Consider the following 16,386-nt stretch of genomic DNA (forward strand, 5'->3'; position numbering starts at 1 on the left):
GGTCATCCTTTGACAGACCCCGCAGTCAGGCCCTTGGTCATGAAACGTTCAAGCCCCAGGAACAGCGCCATGATCGGGACTGTGGCAATCACCGCACCGGCCATCAGGTGCTGTCGGGGGATTTCGGAAGAGTTCAGCATCGTCACCCCTCGGGTCAGGGTGAATTTCGACGGATCGTCCAGCAGCATGAAGGCCAGCAGGAATTCATTCCAGGCGATCATGAAGACGTAAAGCGACACAGATGCCAGCGCAGGCAGGCTCAGCGGCAAGGTAATCTTCCAGATCACGGCCAGACGCGACAGGCCATCCATCAGACCGGCCTCTTCCACCTCAGTCGGAAGACCCCGGAAGTAGCCTTGCAGCATATACAGCGCGACCGGGATCGTCGTGACCGGGTAGATCATCACGATGCCAAGGATCGAGTTGCGCAGGCCGGTCAGCGAGAACGCGATGTAGATCGGCAACGCCAGAACGATCATCGGCACCATATAGATCAGCAGGATCGAGCGTGAGAACGCCTTTTGCCCTTTGAACCGGAACCGCGCCACCGCGTAAGCCCCCGGAACACTGAAAGCCAGCGTGATGAACACCGTCAGGACCGAAACGTAGAACGAGGTCCACAGATAGGTGCCGAAGTTGAAGTCCCGGAACAGCTCGGAATAGCTGCGCAACAACGCCCAGCCCTGTGACAGATCAACCGAGAAATCCAGCGGGTTCTGCAACAGCGCCTGCTGTGATTTCAGGCTGGTCATAACCATCACGTAGAAAGGGATGATGACAATGGCGGTGAAGAAGATGTAGCCAAAGCCGGTGCAGAACCGGATCACCGCGTCCTCGAATTCATGACGGGTGAGTTCGCCGAACGGCAGCTCTTTCAGGATTTCCGCCATCGACAGGTGCATCACCACCGCAAGCGAAATCACGGTAACCAGCGTGGCTTGCAGGGTGGTGTCCGATCCGATCAGAACCGGGCCAAAGCCGGTCAGGCAGGACAGGCACAACAGGGCCGACACGCCCAGACGTGCCGGGGCATGGCGTTCCGGGAACCGGACATAGGCCAGGCCCGCGACCGCGCCCCAGATCAGGCTCAGCAGAACCTGCGGGCGGAACGCCGCCCCTGTTGCGAAGGACATGGTGACCGCGATGGTGGTGGCAATCACCACCAACCAAAGCGCGCCCAGTACGGGGCCAGTGACAAAGCCGTTGCGCATCACAAACCCTCCTCACGGCTGATGAATTTGAAGAAAACAAAGCTGAAGGCGATCAGGCACAGCAGGATCACCACAGCCACGGCCGCGCCTGCCCCGATGTTCGAGACCGCAAAGGCCTGTTCATAGACATTCACGGTCAGCGTGCGGGTGCCCGCGTTGCCGCCGGTCAGCAGGAAGATGTCGTCGAACTTGTTGAACGTCCAGATAAAGCGCAGCAGGAACAGCACCGACAGGATACCCAGCAGTTGCGGGATGCTCAGCAGCCAGAACTTCTGGAACGGTGACGCCCCATCCATATCCGCCGCCTCATACATGCTGGAATCGATGGACTGCATCCGCGCCAGAATGAACAGGAAGGACAGCGGGAAATAGCGCCATATCTCGAACACCGTGACCATGATCAGGGCCAGAGGGCGTTCGCCGAAGAAGTTGATTGGATCACTGGTCAGGCCCATCTGCACCAGCAGCGCATTGGCCGAGCCCGAGAAAGGATCGAACAGCGTCACCCAAGTAAAGGCAACGGCAATGACAGGCGCCACATAGGGGAACAGGTACAGGCCGCGGATAAAGCCCTGCCCTCGGAAGCTCTTGTTCAGCAGCAGCGCCGCGAACAGGCCCATGACCAATGCGCCAATGGTGCCAAAGACCGTGTAGAACAGAGTGACCCACAGCACGCCCCAGAATTCAGACCCATCAAATACGCGGGCGAAGTTTTCAAGGCTGAATTCGAAATTCGTCAGAACGCTCGGCCCGCTGCCGGTGGTGGCCGGTTCGGACCCTTCGACCAGATCCTCGAACACGTCCGGGTCGCCATCGACGGAGACAGGGATGCGGATGCGCTCGCGCTGACCGCCTTCCAGCGTTCCGAAATCGCAGAACAACTCTTGCCCGTTCAGGGCACAGGGCGCTGCGACCTCGCCAATTGGTGCAACGCCATCCGGCAACACATCGCTGAGGGTCACGCCTTCGATGGCGATCTCTTGGCTGGAATTGCGCAGGCGGTATTCGATTTGCAGATCGTCGCCCGATCCGCGCAGGCTTTCGCGGACAACAGGCGCGGGTGGGCGCAGGTCGGACAGCGTGAAGGGCTTGAAGCTGATCCAGATGATTGCCAGCAAAGGCAGGATCACCACAAGCGATACACTGATCACGGTCGGAGCCAGCAGCGTCCAGGCCAGACGCGCCTCGCGTTTGGCTAACGCCCCGGTTCCGGTCGGTGGGGTGGCCGAAGACATTTGGGATACCTCGAAGGGATGGGGGCAGCGGCGCGAACGCCGCTGCAGTGCCATTGGAAGGTGGCGTTACTCGACCTTGGCGAGTTCTTCGTTCATGGCTGCAACAGCAGCTGCGGCGTCAATTTCGCCGTCGATATATTGACGGACAACGCGGTTAATCGCTTGGCTGTTGACCATTTTCGAGGCCAGCGCCAGTTGGCCTTCGGCCACGCCCCAGCGCTGGGCCACGTCCAGACCGCCGACGATTTCGTCGATCATGGCCTGTTCGTACAGCTCACCCAGCGGCGCTTTGCGGTCGACACCTACAGGCAGATCCGCCCACGCCTCGGAAAACGCAGTCGGGTTGTCGGCGTTGCCGCGACGGACCGGGAATTTGCCCTCGGGCGCGATGGCCAGTGTTTGGGTATAGCCTTCGTCCATGGCGAATTTCACGAACTCCATCGCCGCATCGGTATCCGCGTCGTTGGTGATGCCAAAGTACCGCACATCGCCCCAAGCCGCACCGTCAGGGTTCGACGGGCCCGACAGTTTGGTCACGATGCCGGTCTTGCTGGCCAGATCGCGCGAGGTCGGATCGTCGTTGATGGTCGGCGGGGCGCTGTCACGCAGGCCGGCCAGTTCGTCCAGAATGAAGGGCGACCAGATGATCATCGCGGCCTTGCCGTCAAAATACAGCTCGCGCGACTGCTTCCAATACAGCTCACCCGGAGGTGACGCCTGCGAGATGGCTTTGTAGAAATCCAGAACCTCGGTGGTCTTGGCCTCATCCAGCGGCTGGAACCCGTCAGGACCAACCGGTGAGACGCCATTGGCCAGGAAGACATGCTCCAGCACCTGGCTCATGAAGTTCTCGTCAACCTTGGTGGCCGAGACAAAGCCATACATCTCGGGCGGGTTATGCAAAGCCTCCAGCGCGGCCTGAATGCCCGCAAAACTGTCCGGCGCATCCAAACCGGCCCCTTCGAACAGGTCCTTGCGATAGACCACCATCTGGGTCCATCCATCCACCGGAACAGATGCGGTTTCATCGTTGAACGCAGCCATTCCCAACGCGCCAGGAGCGAACGTATCTGCCCCCAGCTCTTCGATCACTTCGGTTGCGGCTTCGGTGTCCAGAATTCCGGCCTCGGCCCAGGGCAGCGCGTATTGCAGCGGGTGATAGACCACATCGGGCAGGTCCCCGGCGGCAAACGCGGCTGTTGCGCGCGTGCCCAGATCGCTTTCGGTGATCGGAATGACCTCGACCGTGGTGCCTGTTTCGGCTTTGAACTGATCGGCCATCTCTTGCTGCTTGGCCAAACGCTCGGGCTGTTCTTCGGTGGTCCAGAAGCGGATCGTATCCGCCTGCACGGACATCGCGGTCAGCGCCAATGCCAGGGACGAGCCTAACATCAGCTTGGCTGCTTTCGGCGTGAGTTTCATGATTGGTTTCCTCCCAATTTACTTTCTGTCGTCTCTTTGATTTTCGTTGCCAGCGCGTCCGAGCCCAGCAGCGGCGGACCGTCCGAGGCCCGTTCGATCAGCATCGCCTCACCCAGCTCGCGCAGTGTGCCCGGTGCTTCGCCCCGGATCTGACGGATAAGCAGGGTGGCCAGACGCTCACCCGCAGCGCGAGAATCGACGCTGAAGGTTGTCAGGGCCGGGTTGGCGTACTGGCACTCCGGAACACCGTCATATCCGGTCACCGAAACGTCCCGGCCAATCTGCAAGCCAAGGTCAGCAGCAACGGGATAGAAGCCCAATGCCGCAAGATCGGTGGCAAAGATGATCGCAGTTGGCGGACGGTTCAGCGCCATCAGGGCACGCGCTTCGATTGCGCCCTCTTCGCGTGTCCGCGCGCCTTCGCGGATCAGATCGGGGTCGAATGGCAGGTCGGCAATGCGCAGCCCTTCGATATATCCGTCCCGACGCAGATGGCTGTAGTTGAACTTGGGATCGCTGCCGACATAGCCGATGCGCGTATGCCCATGGCTTGCCAGCCGCAGAACCGACTTGAGCATCGCGGATTCGCCCGAAATATCGAACCACGAGATATCATCCGGCACTTTGGCCCCGCCATAGCCGGTGCGCCCATAAAGGATATGCGGCACGCCCAGATTGCGCAGGAACCGAACCCGCGCGTCGTTGACGGCGGTACGCGGCAGGATAAAGCCGTCTGCCTTGTGTTCCTCGACCAGACGGCCAAGCACCTTGAGCGTGTCCTGCTCCGAATGCGCCGTTGAAATCGTCATGGTCCAGCCGAAACCGCTGGCCGCCTCGCATGCGCCTGCCAGAAACTCTTGCAGGAACGGGTTGTGACCGTCCGGCTCATCTGTGTTGAGCACCATGGCCAGCGCCCGAACACGCCCGGTCCGAATGGCCTGCGCGTGGCTGAGCGGGCGATACCCAAGCTTGCGCGCCATGGTTTCGACCCGCTTTCGGGTGGTTTCGGAAATGTCCGGATAACCGTTCAAAGCCCGCGAAACCGTGCTTTTGGACAAGCCCAGACGGGCCGCAAGTTCATTGATCTTTACACGGCGCGAAGATTGCGGATTTTCACCCGCCGTTTCGTATTGCCGATTTGTAAGATTCGCTCCCATGTCTTCATTTTTTGTTGCCGAAACCGGTTTCGGCAACAGAAAATCTTATCAGCCGCGCTGTAGCGCCAATCAAGGGCACAACTTCACGTGGTAGGAATGCAGGATTTTCCGGAGTTATCAGCCGGCCTCAGCCGGTTGTTGGAGGCAACGCCACTTTTGACGAAACGGAACAGTTAACCCGCGTCACCCCCAACTTTGGATATCCTGGACAACTCTCTCGGCATTGTCCGGGATGATCAGGAATTAAAGGCACTCGGCCAGGGTCTTTGCCATGTTCCGGATGACCTGAGGGTACAGGTCCACGCCGGGTTCAAGGTCCGAGCCCAGCGGGTCAATGACGCCGGTATTCGCGTCGGTGCCGCCCAGAACGGTTTCAATGATCCCCGGATTGAACTGCGGCTCGGCCAGAACGCAATCGATCCCCTCTTCCGTGATCCTGCCCTGAATCTCGGTAATCCGCGCGGGGCTGGGATCGGCTGCGTCGCCAATCGAGATCGCACCCGAGGCGGGCAAATCAAACGCGTCCTCAAAGTACTGATAGGCATCGTGGAAGACGATAAAACTGCCGCCGCGAACGGGGTCCAACATCTGTGCAACCTCGGTCGAAAGCGCCTCAAGCTCTTCCCGCCCGGCGGCCGCATTGGCGAAATAGGCACCGGCATTATCAGGGTCTGCCGTTGACAGTTGGGCCGCGATCTCGTTCAACCAAGTTCCGGCGTTTTCGGGCGACAGCCAGGCGTGCGGGTCATGCGCGCCATGGTGATGGCCGTCGTGATCGTCATGGTCGTCATGCCCCGCATGGTCTTCATGATCATGGTCATCATGATCCTTGGCGTCGGCATGATCATCGTGGTCGTCGCGATCGTGGTCGTCGTGACCATCCAAGTCCGCATGATCTTCGTGATCATGGTCATGGTCTTCATCTTTGGCATGATCATCGTGGTCGTGATCATGGTCATGATCGTGGTCATCATCCTTGGCGTGATCTTCATGATCGTCGTGATAATGGTCGTCATGATCGTCATCCGCGTGGTCTTCGTGGTCATGATCATCATGGTCATCATGGTCCCCGTGATCATGCGCCTCAAACAGCGCGCTTTCACGGAAATCCAGCAGAACGGTGCCGTCGGCCTCAAGCAGCGTCGTAACAGTTGCACCTTCGGCCAGTGTTTCGACTGCGCTTTCCATCCAGGGCGTCAGATCCTCACCCAGCCAAAACACCAGATCCGCCTCTTGCAGCGCCTCAGCTTCGGATGGGCGCAGGTTGTATTCGTGCGGGGATGCCCCGGCCGGGATAATCAGGTCCGGCTCGCCAACACCTTGCATGACCCGCGCCACAAGCGAGTGCACCGGCGCAATATCAACTGCCACATTCGGCACATCGGCAATCGCCGTGCCCCCCATCAACGCGGCTGTGATCGAAACGGGAAGGAGCTTTCTGGACATCGGGAACCCTATGTGATTTTATAACGTTACCAGCGAAATACATGATATATAATAACATGACAAGTGAGACACCGCCCGCCACGGCCGAAGGGGCCACCCTGCTTGGGTTCAACAAGCACGACCACGCCTCGTGCGTTGAAACCGGATTGGCCAATGCCCAGGCGCATTGCCAGGCAGAAGGGCTGCGCCTGACACCTGTGCGGCAGAAGGTTCTGGAAATGTTGCTGCAAGAGCATCGGGCGCTTGGGGCCTATGCGATTCTCGACCGTTTGCGCGAGGAAGGGTTCGGGTCGCAACCGCCGGTGGCCTATCGTGCGCTGGACTTTCTGGTCGAGCATGGGTTTGCCCATAAAATCGAGCGACTGAATGCCTTTGTCGCCTGCGCGCATCCCGGGGCTTCGCATTCCCCGGCCTTCATGATCTGCCGCAAATGCGATGCCGTGGCCGAGGCGTATTCCGCCCCCGCCAAAGGCGCGCTAGGCGCTGCCGCGCGCGCCGTCGGGTTCGAGATCGAACGCACCGTCGTCGAAGCCGAAGGCATCTGCCCCGACTGCACCGAGAAAGCCTGATCATGACTTTGGTTTCTGTAAAGGATCTCAGCGTCCGCTACGGCGCAAACACCGTATTGCGCCACGTAAACATGGCCGTTGAGCCGGGCGAGATCGTGACCATCGTGGGTCCGAACGGGTCGGGCAAAACCAGCCTGCTGCGCGCCATCATTGGCGCGACCCAACCCGCTGCGGGGCATATCACGCTCAAAAAAGGGCTGCGGATCGGGTATGTGCCGCAAAAGCTGCATATCGATCCGACGCTGCCGATCTCGGTCGAGCGGTTCATGCGCCTGACGGATCGGGTTTCAAAACAGGATTGCGCGGCGGCCCTGAAAACCGCCGGTGTCCCGGACCTGCTGAAACGGCAGATGTCGCAGCTGTCCGGCGGTCAGTTTCAGCGGGTCATGCTGGCGCGTGCGCTGATCAACCGACCCGAAGTTCTGCTGCTGGATGAAGCCACTCAAGGGCTGGACCAACCCGGCTCTGCCGCCTTTTACCGCCAGATCGAAAACGTGCGCCGGGAAACCGGATGCGCCATCCTGATGATCAGCCATGAACTGCATGTGGTCATGAGCGCGTCGGACCGCGTGATCTGTCTGAACGGTCATGTCTGCTGCGAAGGCTCGCCCGCCGTGGTCGCCTCGGCCCCCGAATACAGGGCGCTGTTTGGCACCGGGACAGGCGGTGCATTGGCGCTGTATCGTCATGACCATGATCATGATCACGAACATGATCATGGCCCGAACTCTCAGGAAGCTGCAGAATAATGCTTGATGATTTCATGACCCGCGCAACGCTTGCTGGCGTTGGTGTGGCCTTTGCCGCCGCCCCGCTGGGCTGTTTCGTCGTGTGGCGCAGAATGGCCTATTTTGGCGATGCAACCGCCCATGCCGCAATTCTGGGCGTTGCCCTTTCGTTGACCTTCCAGATGTCTGTGTTCACCGGGGCTTTGGCCGTTGCTTTGGTGATGGCGCTGGCAGTCACGCTGCTGTCCGGCAAAGGCTACGCCATGGACACGCTGCTGGGTGTTTTGGCCCATTCGGCACTGGCCTTCGGCCTAGTCGCCGTCTCGTTCCTGTCCGGGGTGCGGATCGACCTGATGGCCTATCTGTTTGGCGATATTCTGGCCGTTTCCAAAAGCGATCTGGCCGTCATCTGGGGTGGAGCCGCTTTGGTGGTGGCGCTGATTTCTTGGCGTTGGTCCCACCTGCTGACCGCGACGCTGAACGAGGAACTGGCCTATGCCAGCGGCTACAACCCCAAGCGCGAGCAGTTGATCCTGACCCTGTCGCTGGCGGTAACAGTCGCGGTTGCGATCAAGGTGGTCGGCGTGCTTCTGATCGCCGCCATGCTGATCATCCCAGCCGCCGCCGCGCGCAGTCTGGCGCGATCGCCCGAGTCCATGGCCGTGATTGCCGCCCTTATCGGGACGACCTCATCGATCGTCGGCCTGAGGGCGGCTTATGTGTTCGACACGCCAGCCGGCCCCTCAATCGTCTGCGTGGCGGCTGTGCTGTTCGCCTGTTTCAGCCTGCTGGGCTGGCAAGGGCGCAAGACCTGATCAAAGCTCAGGACAACCGCGCGCCGCTTTGGTCGAACATGTAAACGCTCTGCGGATTGAAGGCGAGGCGGATGTCCTGCCCTTCTTCGACCCGATGCTGCCCGAAGAGGCGGGCGGTGATCTGGTGATCCCGAACCTTGGCAATGACATTGGTGTCGCCGCCCAGATGTTCGACATGGCTGACCTTGGCCTGAAGCGTGCCGTTGTCGTCCAGCACCAGATCCTCGGGGCGCACACCCATGGTCCTGTCATCCCCGTCCTGCATCAACCCGGCGGGGAAGAAGTTCATCGAAGGTGAGCCCAGGAACCCGGCAACGAACTGGTTGGCCGGGTTGTTATACAGCTCCATCGGCGAGCCGATCTGTTCGACGCGCCCGTCACGCAGGACAACGATCTTATCGGCCAAGGTCATCGCCTCGGTCTGGTCATGGGTGACGTAAATCATCGACCCGCCAAGCTGACGATGCAGGTTTGCAATCTCCAACCGCGTATTCATGCGCAGCGCCGCATCAAGGTTGGACAGCGGTTCGTCAAACAGAAACAGCTTGGGCTCGCGCACAATGGCACGGCCGATGGCGACCCGCTGACGCTGCCCACCGGACAGCTCGGACGGGTAGCGGTTCAGATAGGGGCCCAGATCCAGCATCTGGCTGGCCTTGGCGATACGCTCTTCGATCACCGCCTTGGACTGACCTTCCTGCTTCAGGGCCAGCGTCATGTTCCCGCGCACGTTCAGATGCGGATAGAGCGCGTAGCTTTGGAACACCATCGCGATCCCGCGTTTGGACGGTGGGGTCAGATTGACCAGCTCATCGCCGATCCGCACCTCGCCCGAGGTTGCATCCTCAAGCCCCGCAATCACGCGCAGCAGGGTGGACTTGCCACAGCCCGAGGGGCCGACGAAAACGACGAACTCGCCCTCTTCCACGTCAAGATTGATGTCTTTCAGAACGTGAACCTCACCAAAGGACTTGTTCACATCTTTCAGGGTCAGCGCGGTCATGTGGCGTCCTCCTTCAGAGATACAGGGTGGCCGGTGCGAATGCTTTCATCCGCGGCCAGGCATATGGCCAGCGATTGCACGGCGTCGTTCATGTGGCGCGTCAGGTCGATGTCGTCCGTGATGGCGCGCAACATGTAGGCCTGCTCGGCATCGCAGAGCTCTTGATGGCCCGGCTCATCCGGCATCTCGACGGTGCGGTCCCCATCCTGCCTGTGCACAAGAATGCTGCCAACCTTGGTGTGGCCGTCGATATCTGCAGACGCGCCTTTGTTGCCATCCGTGATCGAGACCGATCCGTTGGGCGAGACGATGTCTTTTACGAAAAACGCTGTCTCGGACATCATCGGACCCCAGCCGGCCTCGTACCACCCGACTGAGCCATCGGCGAAGACGACCTGAAACTGGCCGTAATTATACATCTCTTCCGGTATCTCGTCGGTCAGGCGCAGGCCCATGCCATGCACGCGGACAGGATCGGCATCGGTGATCTGGCACATGACGTCGACGTAATGCACGCCGCAATCCACAATCGGGCTGGTGGTCTGCATCAGCGCCTTATGCGTCTCCCACTCCGCGCCCGAGGATTGCTGGTTCAGGTTCAGGCGGAAGACATATGGCCCACCCAGCCCCCGCGCCTCTTCGATCAACCGAATCCACGACGGGTGATGACGCAGGATGTACCCGACGACCAGTTTGCGCCGGGTGCGCTGCGCGGTTTCGACAACCCGTTTGGCATCGGCCACGGTCATGGCCAGAGGCTTTTCGACAAACACATGCGCCCCTGCCTCCATCGCCTTGCAGGCATAGTCCACGTGGGTGTCGGTATAGGTTGCGATAACGGCAAGGTCCGGAGTGGTGTCCGCCAGCGCCGCCTCGAAATCGTCAAACGCGGGATACCCGGCCAGATCGGGATGCGAGACCTCTCCGCTGCGGTTCACCAGGCCAACAATCTCGGCCTTCGGGTGGTGGTGATGGGCCAGCGCGTGGCTCAGGCCCATATTCCCAAGACCGGCAACAAGAACACGGATCATTTGACAGCCCCCGAAGTCAGACCGCGGATCAATTGCCGCGAGAAGATTACGTACAGGATCAACACCGGCAGGATCGCCATCGACAGGGCCGACAAGACTGCGTTCCAGTCGGTCACGAACTGGCCAATGAAGACCTGAGAGCCCAGCGTCAGCGTTTTGGTTTCCTCAGCCGGGGCAAGGATCAGCGGGAACCAGAGGTCGTTCCAGATCGGGATCATGTTGAACACCGCAACCGTCGCCATGGCCGGGCGCACCAGTGGCAGGACCAGCCGGAAGAAGATCGCGTATTCCGACAGCCCATCGACCCGGCCCGCGTTTTTCAGATCGTCTGAAACCTGCCGCATGAACTCACTGAGGATAAACACCGCCAACGGCAACCCCTGCGCCGTGTAGACCAGGATCAGCGCCCATAGCGTATTGACCAGACCGGTGGCGACCATCATCTCAAGGATCGCAACGGTGCCGATGCGGATCGGGATCATGATGCCCAGCGCCAGATACAGGCCCATCAGCAGGTTGCCTTTGAAACGGTATTCACTCAGCGCGTAGGCCGCCATCGCGCCGAACAGCAGGATGAGGAACAGCGACGCGACCGTCACGATCATCGAATTCTGGAAGTAGAGGAAAAAATCCCCCTGCTTCATGACCGTCTGATACCCGATCAGCGAGAAACTGTCGGCATCGGGCAAAGCCAGCGGCTCACGAAAGATCGCTTTGCGAGTTTTGAAACTGTTGATCAGGATGACAAAGACCGGGAACAGCGCGATCAGCGTGTACAGGATCAGCGCCCCGTGCATCCCGAATGCGTTCAATGGATTCGTACGCGCTTTGCTCATAGCTGATACCTCCGCATCCGGGTCTGGATACCGAACAGGTAGATACAGACGCCCACCAGAATGATCGCGAACATGGCCCCTGCGATGGCCGATCCCATATGCGGGTCGCCCAGTTGCAACTGGAAGCCGAAGAAGGTGCGGTACATGAAGGTACCCAGAATGTCGGTTGAGAAATCTGGCCCGGCCAGCGCGCCCTGCGCGGCATAGATCAGGTCAAACGCGTTGAAGTTCCCCACGAAAGTCAGGATCGAGATAATCCCGATCGAGGGCAGGATCAGCGGCAGTTTGATCTTCCAGAACGCGGACATTCCGGTGATGCCGTCTATTTCTCCGGCCTCAAGAATCTCTTCGGGTATGGTCAGCAGCGCGGCATAGATCAGCATCATTGGAATACCGACAAACTGCCAGACCGAGATCAGCGCCAGCGTCGTCAGGGCGTATTCCTCTTTGCCCAGCCACGGCGCGAACAGAAATTTCAGCCCGACCGCATCCAGCATTGATGGCGCGATGCCCCAGATGGGTGACAGGATCAGCTTCCAGGCGAACCCGACGATCACAAAAGACAGGATCGTTGGGATGAAGATGGCCGACCGATAAAGCGCAGCAAAGCGCAGGCGCGGATGGCTGAGCAGCGCAGCCAACGCGATGCCGATCGGGTTCTGTACCAGCATGTGGATGAGAAAGAACCAGAAATTGTTGCCCAGCGCGTTCCAGAATTGCTCGGCCCAGATGGGATCGAAAAACAGCGTTCTGAAATTGTCGAGCCCGACAAACACCCTCTCCTGATCGATGCGCGAATACAGCGCCAGACGCAGGGTGTTGAACAGGGGAAAGATCATCACGGCGGTGTAGACGATCACGGCTGGCGCAAGGAATACGACGATATGCCAGCGAATGCGGCCGGGGTTCATGGTTCGATCTCCGGGGGTAGAAGGACCCGGGCGACAGATGCGCCCGGGATGTGTGCAACAGCGGTGGGCTTACTGATGCGGCGCGTACCAGCTGGCCAGACCATCCTGAAGCTGCTGGCCCAGCTCGTCCGGTGAGGCACTGCCCTTGATGGCGGCAACCGAGGCACCCCAGGTTTCATTCTCAAGGTTCGGCGTACCGCGCGACAGAATCTGATAGGTCGAACGGATCGTGCTTTCACACTCGCCACGCCACCCGACGATTTCCTTGGCAAGCGGGTCTTCCAACTCGACCGGGGTCGAGGACAGCGGGAAGAAACCCGGCAGGGCATTGCCAAAGATCTCGGCGAATTCAGGGCTGGCAACCCAGGCCAGGAAAGTGCGCGCGGCCTCGGAATTTTCGCTGGCTGCGTTCATTCCAATGCCGATATCGGTGTGATCCGAGATGTAGCAAGTGTCGCCCGCATTCTGGACCGGCGGCTTGAACGCGCCCATCTCGAAATCGGCCTGCGCGTTGAAGCCCGAAATCTCCCACGAACCGGCGGGATAAATCGCTGCGCGTCCCAGGGTGAAGATGTTCTGACTGTCGGGATAGGTCTGCGCCTCATACCCGTCGCCCAGATAATCCGCCCAGCGCGCCAGCGTCGCATAAGGCGCAGTCCATTGCGCGTCGGTCAGCTTCTGCTCGCCCGCGATCAGAGCCAGACGGCCTTCTTCGCCCTTCCAATAGTTCGGGCCGATATTGTTATAGCCCATGGTGGCCGCTTCCCACTGGTCATTCGTGCCCATGGCCATCGGGATGTAATTGCCGTCTTCCTTGAAAGCATCGAGCACCGCAAAGAACTCATCTTCGGTGGTCGGAGCCTCAAGACCCAGTTCAGCGAAGGCATCCTTGTTGTAGATGAACCCGTGGATCACCGACGCCATCGGCACGCAAAAGCTGGCCGATCCGTCATCCGTCTGCCATGCCGATTTCGCCACGTCCGAGAAGTTCCCCATCGCATCCAGATCAGACAGGTCGGTCAGGTGCCCCGCCTCATACAGCGCCAAAGAGGCATCGAAGGGACGGCACGTGATCAGATCACCCGCAGACCCTGCGTCGAGCTTCGAGTTCAAAACGGCATTGTACTCGGCAGGTGCAGAGGGCGTGAACTGGACCTTGATGCCGGGATGCTTGGCCTCAAAGGCCGGGATGATCTTGTCCTGCCACAATGTCAGGTCATCGTTGCGCCAGCTTTCAATGGTCAGCGTGACGTCCTCGGCATAGGCGCCCGTTGCCACAAGGGCAGTGGTGGCCAGCGCCAGCGTTAGTGAATTGCGTTTCATCATAGTCCTCCCAAGTTATTGTCATTCAAGCCGCGATAACGCGGCCCGCAGGTTTCCTTCGGTTTCATGAAGCAGCGCATGGGCCGCATCGGGGGCAACCCCGTTTGCCACCAGAACAGCGGGCTTGACCTGCCCCCCGATCTGATCCAGCGCGGCGGATGCCGCAGCAACATCAACGCCCGCGATCCGCGCCACCATAGACGCTGCACGCGCCCGTAGTTTTGCGTTATCGGCCCGCAGGTTGACCATCATCCCGTCATGAACATGGCCCAATTCCATCGCCATCAGCGTCGACAGCATGTTCAGCGCAATTTTCTGCGCCGTCCCCGCGCCCATTCGGGTCGAGCCGGACAGCACTTCGGGCGGCGTGCTCAGGCAAATCGCGTGATCCGCGAGCTCCAGCAAGGTCGAGCCCGCATTATTGGCGATCCCCACAACGGCGGCCCCTCGGGACCGGGCGATCCGGGCGGCTTCGACGGTAAAAGGCGTCGTGCCGCTGGCCGAAACGCCGATCAGCAGGTCGCGCGCCGTCAGGGTCTCAAGATCACGGTCCAGCCCGGCGGTATCATCCTCGGTTGCGCCCGGCATTTCGACGCCCGTTGGCAAACCGCCCGCGAAATGGATCTGCAACTGCGCAGGCGGGATCGAGAAGGTTCCGCCCAACTCCTGCGCATCTGCAGCCGCCATCAACCCGGAAGACCCCGCCGCCGCATAGTGCAGGACGCCACCGCCACGGAGGGTCGTCGCCATCTGCGCCGCTGCGGCAGCAATTTCGGGAACGGCAGCCCGGACCGCCGTCGCGGCCTCGATCTGTGCATCCGCCAGCACAGCCGCAACATCGGCCAACGGGCGTGCATCCAGCCCCTTTGCCAATCCGTGCAACGCTTCTGTCTGTGTGGAATGCACCTGATTCCCCCCCTCCAACTCCGGAAACAATACCTTTATAATACCTTTTGTCCACAAGAATCTTTTTGAGACCTTCCTGGCGATAAAATACAGGCGATTTTCGCGTTTTTGGTATTTAAAAGGTATTTACTTACCCGCACAGGTATCTTAATGGAGTCTCCTATGGCTGCCGAATCTCAAACCCCAATTCTCGCCATCGATGGCGGAGGCACCCGGTGCCGGATCGCGCTGGCGCAGGGGCAAACCGTGACCTCGGTCGAGACCGGATCGGCCAATGTATCCAGCGATTTTGACGGCACCGTCCGGTCGATTGTGCAAGGTTTGGACTTGCTGGCAGCCAAATCCGGCCTGCCTCAAGACGTGATCCACAACACACCGGCCTTTGTCGGGCTGGCAGGCGTGACCGGGCCAGCCATCGCGGATCGGTTGCGACAGGCCCTGCCCTTGTCGCACCTGCGCATCGAAGACGACCGGCGCGCCGCTTTGCGCGGCGCATTGGGACGGCAGGACGGCGTTCTGGCCCATTGCGGGACGGGGTCGTTTTATGCCGCACAGTTTGGTGCAACCGCGAAATTCGCAGGCGGTTGGGGCCCTGTTCTTGGGGACGAAGCCTCGGCACAATGGATCGGCCGAAACGCCCTGCGCCTGACGTTGGAAAGCGTGGATGGTCGCATTCCGGATGCCCCCGTGGCCCAACGTTTTCTGACCCAATTCCAATCCCCAGCAGGGCTTGTTCACTTCGCCTCAACCGCCCGCCCGCATGAGTTTGGCGAATTGGCGAAAACCGTCACCGAACTGGCGGCAGAAGGCGATCATCTAGCCCAATCCACCATGCAGGCCGGAGCGGATGAGATTGAACGCAGCCTGAAACAGATCGGCTGGGCGCCCGGACTTCCCGTCTGTCTGACCGGCGGGATCGGCCCGGAATTCCGCGCGTATCTGCCGACCTCGATGCAGGACTGCGTGACCCAACCGCTCAAGTCGCCTCTGGACGGCGCTCTGTCATTGGCCCGTGATTTCGCTGAGGAGGTCATCGCATGAGCGCCATCGAATTCCTGCGGTCTAAGACCTGGCTCGGCGAAACCGGCGGGCCACGCTATGTGCAGCTCAGGCGGCGTCTGGAAGAAGGCATCGCCTCGGGTATCCTACCACCGAACTCGTCCCTGCCGCCCGAACGCGAACTGGCCGAAATTACCGACCTGTCCCGCGTCACCGTCCGCAAGGCCATTCAGGAACTTGTCCGTGAAGGTCTAATCGAACAGCGGCAAGGTTCTGGCTCGTTCATTCGCGAACCGGTGACACGGATGGAGCAGTCGCTAAAGCAACTGACTTCATTCACCGAAGACATGACCCGGCGGGGGATGGAGACGACCTCTCGCTGGCTGGAACGCGGCGTGTTCATGGCTACACCCGAAGAGGTGGCGGCGCTGGATCTTGCCACCGGCGATCAGGTCTCGCGCATCTATCGCCTGCGCGAGGCGGATGGGCGCCCGCTGGCACTGGAACGCGCCGCGCTGCCGCTGGATTTGCTGCCCAATCCGACCGAGGTGTCCACGTCCCTGTATGATCTGCTCGCCAAGTCCGGCAACCGCCCGACGCGCGCGGTGCAGAAAATCTCGGCCATCAATCTGGAAGCGCGCGAGGCCGAGTTGCTGGATGTTGCCGAAGGGGATGCCGGGTTGCGCATCGAACGCACCTCATTCCTTGACAGCGGGCGGGTCGCGGAACTCACCCGCTCCATCTATCGCGGCGATGCGTATGATTTCGTCGCCGAATTGCGCTTGTAGACCGGA

At 60.3% G+C, this 16,386-nt stretch carries 16 protein-coding genes; 5 read left to right on the top strand and 11 right to left on the bottom strand.

The window, feature by feature from the left end; all coding sequences use genetic code 11:
* Positions 1–2 precede the first annotated feature (2 nt).
* From ACR0E6_RS19725 to ACR0E6_RS19745, 5 genes are all read right to left on the bottom strand, one after another.
* Positions 3–1,211, bottom strand: a complete 1,209-nt coding sequence (locus tag ACR0E6_RS19725; protein WP_480586470.1) for a carbohydrate ABC transporter permease — start codon at positions 1,209–1,211, stop codon at positions 3–5.
* Entirely contained in the window at positions 1,211–2,446 is a 1,236-nt protein-coding gene (locus ACR0E6_RS19730) for a carbohydrate ABC transporter permease (protein ID WP_480586474.1), read from the bottom strand. The genes ACR0E6_RS19725 and ACR0E6_RS19730 overlap by 1 nt, the downstream gene beginning before the upstream one ends.
* Positions 2,447–2,512: 66 nt before the next feature.
* Positions 2,513–3,868 carry an ABC transporter substrate-binding protein gene (locus ACR0E6_RS19735; protein WP_480586477.1) on the bottom strand — a complete coding sequence of 452 codons (1,356 nt, stop codon included), beginning with the start codon at positions 3,866–3,868 and terminating at the stop codon, positions 2,513–2,515.
* Positions 3,865–5,025: a LacI family DNA-binding transcriptional regulator gene (locus ACR0E6_RS19740; protein ID WP_480586480.1), complete on the bottom strand. Its 1,161-nt coding sequence runs from the start codon at positions 5,023–5,025 to the stop codon at positions 3,865–3,867. The genes ACR0E6_RS19735 and ACR0E6_RS19740 overlap by 4 nt, the downstream gene beginning before the upstream one ends.
* Positions 5,026–5,268: 243 nt before the next feature.
* A complete protein-coding gene (locus ACR0E6_RS19745) occupies positions 5,269–6,471 on the bottom strand; it encodes a zinc ABC transporter substrate-binding protein (RefSeq protein WP_480586482.1) in 1,203 nt (400 codons plus the stop codon).
* Between the two features lie 56 nt (positions 6,472–6,527).
* On the opposite strand from ACR0E6_RS19745, the gene ACR0E6_RS19750 reads away from it, so the two are divergent.
* The 3 genes from ACR0E6_RS19750 to ACR0E6_RS19760 are packed head-to-tail and all read left to right on the top strand — an operon-like array spanning position 6,528 to position 8,583.
* Positions 6,528–7,040, top strand: a complete 513-nt coding sequence (locus ACR0E6_RS19750) for a transcriptional repressor (RefSeq protein WP_480586484.1) — start codon at positions 6,528–6,530, stop codon at positions 7,038–7,040.
* A gap of 2 nt (positions 7,041–7,042) precedes the next feature.
* Positions 7,043–7,789, top strand: coding sequence for a metal ABC transporter ATP-binding protein (locus tag ACR0E6_RS19755; protein WP_480586486.1), 747 nt, complete (start codon positions 7,043–7,045; stop codon positions 7,787–7,789).
* Positions 7,789–8,583, top strand: a complete 795-nt coding sequence (locus ACR0E6_RS19760; RefSeq protein WP_170455477.1) for an iron chelate uptake ABC transporter family permease subunit — start codon at positions 7,789–7,791, stop codon at positions 8,581–8,583. The genes ACR0E6_RS19755 and ACR0E6_RS19760 overlap by 1 nt, the downstream gene beginning before the upstream one ends.
* Before the next feature lie 7 nt (positions 8,584–8,590).
* Here the strand turns inward: ACR0E6_RS19760 and ACR0E6_RS19765 are convergent, their stop codons facing one another.
* The 6 genes from ACR0E6_RS19765 to ACR0E6_RS19790 all read right to left on the bottom strand — a co-directional run bounded on the left by ACR0E6_RS19765 (position 8,591) and on the right by ACR0E6_RS19790 (position 14,593).
* On the bottom strand, positions 8,591–9,586 hold the full coding sequence (locus ACR0E6_RS19765) for an ABC transporter ATP-binding protein (RefSeq protein ID WP_170737105.1): 996 nt from the start codon (positions 9,584–9,586) through the stop codon (positions 8,591–8,593).
* Positions 9,583–10,617, bottom strand: coding sequence for a Gfo/Idh/MocA family protein (locus ACR0E6_RS19770; RefSeq protein WP_480586489.1), 1,035 nt, complete (start codon positions 10,615–10,617; stop codon positions 9,583–9,585). The genes ACR0E6_RS19765 and ACR0E6_RS19770 overlap by 4 nt, the downstream gene beginning before the upstream one ends.
* Positions 10,614–11,453 (bottom strand): carbohydrate ABC transporter permease, encoded by an 840-nt coding sequence (locus tag ACR0E6_RS19775; protein ID WP_480586491.1) that lies wholly within the window; start codon positions 11,451–11,453, stop codon positions 10,614–10,616. The genes ACR0E6_RS19770 and ACR0E6_RS19775 overlap by 4 nt, the downstream gene beginning before the upstream one ends.
* Entirely contained in the window at positions 11,450–12,364 is a 915-nt protein-coding gene (locus ACR0E6_RS19780; RefSeq protein ID WP_170455486.1) for a carbohydrate ABC transporter permease, read from the bottom strand. Before ACR0E6_RS19780 ends, ACR0E6_RS19775 begins: the two co-directional genes overlap by 4 nt.
* A 69-nt stretch (positions 12,365–12,433) precedes the next feature.
* Positions 12,434–13,687: an ABC transporter substrate-binding protein gene (locus tag ACR0E6_RS19785; protein ID WP_480586493.1), complete on the bottom strand. Its 1,254-nt coding sequence runs from the start codon at positions 13,685–13,687 to the stop codon at positions 12,434–12,436.
* A 21-nt stretch (positions 13,688–13,708) separates the two neighbouring features.
* Complete coding sequence (locus ACR0E6_RS19790) at positions 13,709–14,593, bottom strand: N-acetylmuramic acid 6-phosphate etherase (protein ID WP_480586496.1); 885 nt, start codon at positions 14,591–14,593, stop codon at positions 13,709–13,711.
* Between the two features lie 162 nt (positions 14,594–14,755).
* Here ACR0E6_RS19790 and ACR0E6_RS19795 point away from each other — a divergent pair, with 162 nt between their 5' ends.
* Together ACR0E6_RS19795 and ACR0E6_RS19800 are read left to right on the top strand one after the other, a co-directional pair.
* Positions 14,756–15,634 carry a BadF/BadG/BcrA/BcrD ATPase family protein gene (locus tag ACR0E6_RS19795; protein WP_170522388.1) on the top strand — a complete coding sequence of 293 codons (879 nt, stop codon included), beginning with the start codon at positions 14,756–14,758 and terminating at the stop codon, positions 15,632–15,634.
* The gene (locus tag ACR0E6_RS19800) at positions 15,631–16,380 is read left to right on the top strand and encodes a GntR family transcriptional regulator (protein ID WP_170737116.1); all 750 of its coding nucleotides are present in this window, start codon (positions 15,631–15,633) and stop codon (positions 16,378–16,380) included. The genes ACR0E6_RS19795 and ACR0E6_RS19800 overlap by 4 nt, the downstream gene beginning before the upstream one ends.
* Positions 16,381–16,386: the final 6 nt, after the last annotated feature.

It is taken from the genome of Ruegeria sp. AP12 (genome assembly GCF_056540025.1).

Excerpts from the sequence above, each read along its gene's own strand:
- ACR0E6_RS19725 (WP_480586470.1), bottom strand. The coding sequence starts at position 1,211 with ATGCGCAACGGCTTTGTCACTGGCCCCGTACTGGGCGCGCTTTGGTTG.
- ACR0E6_RS19730 (WP_480586474.1), bottom strand. The coding sequence starts at position 2,446 with ATGTCTTCGGCCACCCCACCGACCGGAACCGGGGCGTTAGCCAAACGC.
- ACR0E6_RS19735 (WP_480586477.1), bottom strand. The coding sequence starts at position 3,868 with ATGAAACTCACGCCGAAAGCAGCCAAGCTGATGTTAGGCTCGTCCCTG.
- ACR0E6_RS19740 (WP_480586480.1), bottom strand. The coding sequence starts at position 5,025 with ATGGGAGCGAATCTTACAAATCGGCAATACGAAACGGCGGGTGAAAAT.
- ACR0E6_RS19745 (WP_480586482.1), bottom strand. The coding sequence starts at position 6,471 with ATGTCCAGAAAGCTCCTTCCCGTTTCGATCACAGCCGCGTTGATGGGG.
- ACR0E6_RS19750 (WP_480586484.1), top strand. The coding sequence starts at position 6,528 with ATGACAAGTGAGACACCGCCCGCCACGGCCGAAGGGGCCACCCTGCTT.
- ACR0E6_RS19755 (WP_480586486.1), top strand. The coding sequence starts at position 7,043 with ATGACTTTGGTTTCTGTAAAGGATCTCAGCGTCCGCTACGGCGCAAAC.
- ACR0E6_RS19760 (WP_170455477.1), top strand. The coding sequence starts at position 7,789 with ATGCTTGATGATTTCATGACCCGCGCAACGCTTGCTGGCGTTGGTGTG.
- ACR0E6_RS19765 (WP_170737105.1), bottom strand. The coding sequence starts at position 9,586 with ATGACCGCGCTGACCCTGAAAGATGTGAACAAGTCCTTTGGTGAGGTT.
- ACR0E6_RS19770 (WP_480586489.1), bottom strand. The coding sequence starts at position 10,617 with ATGATCCGTGTTCTTGTTGCCGGTCTTGGGAATATGGGCCTGAGCCAC.
- ACR0E6_RS19775 (WP_480586491.1), bottom strand. The coding sequence starts at position 11,453 with ATGAGCAAAGCGCGTACGAATCCATTGAACGCATTCGGGATGCACGGG.
- ACR0E6_RS19780 (WP_170455486.1), bottom strand. The coding sequence starts at position 12,364 with ATGAACCCCGGCCGCATTCGCTGGCATATCGTCGTATTCCTTGCGCCA.
- ACR0E6_RS19785 (WP_480586493.1), bottom strand. The coding sequence starts at position 13,687 with ATGAAACGCAATTCACTAACGCTGGCGCTGGCCACCACTGCCCTTGTG.
- ACR0E6_RS19795 (WP_170522388.1), top strand. The coding sequence starts at position 14,756 with ATGGCTGCCGAATCTCAAACCCCAATTCTCGCCATCGATGGCGGAGGC.
- ACR0E6_RS19800 (WP_170737116.1), top strand. The coding sequence starts at position 15,631 with ATGAGCGCCATCGAATTCCTGCGGTCTAAGACCTGGCTCGGCGAAACC.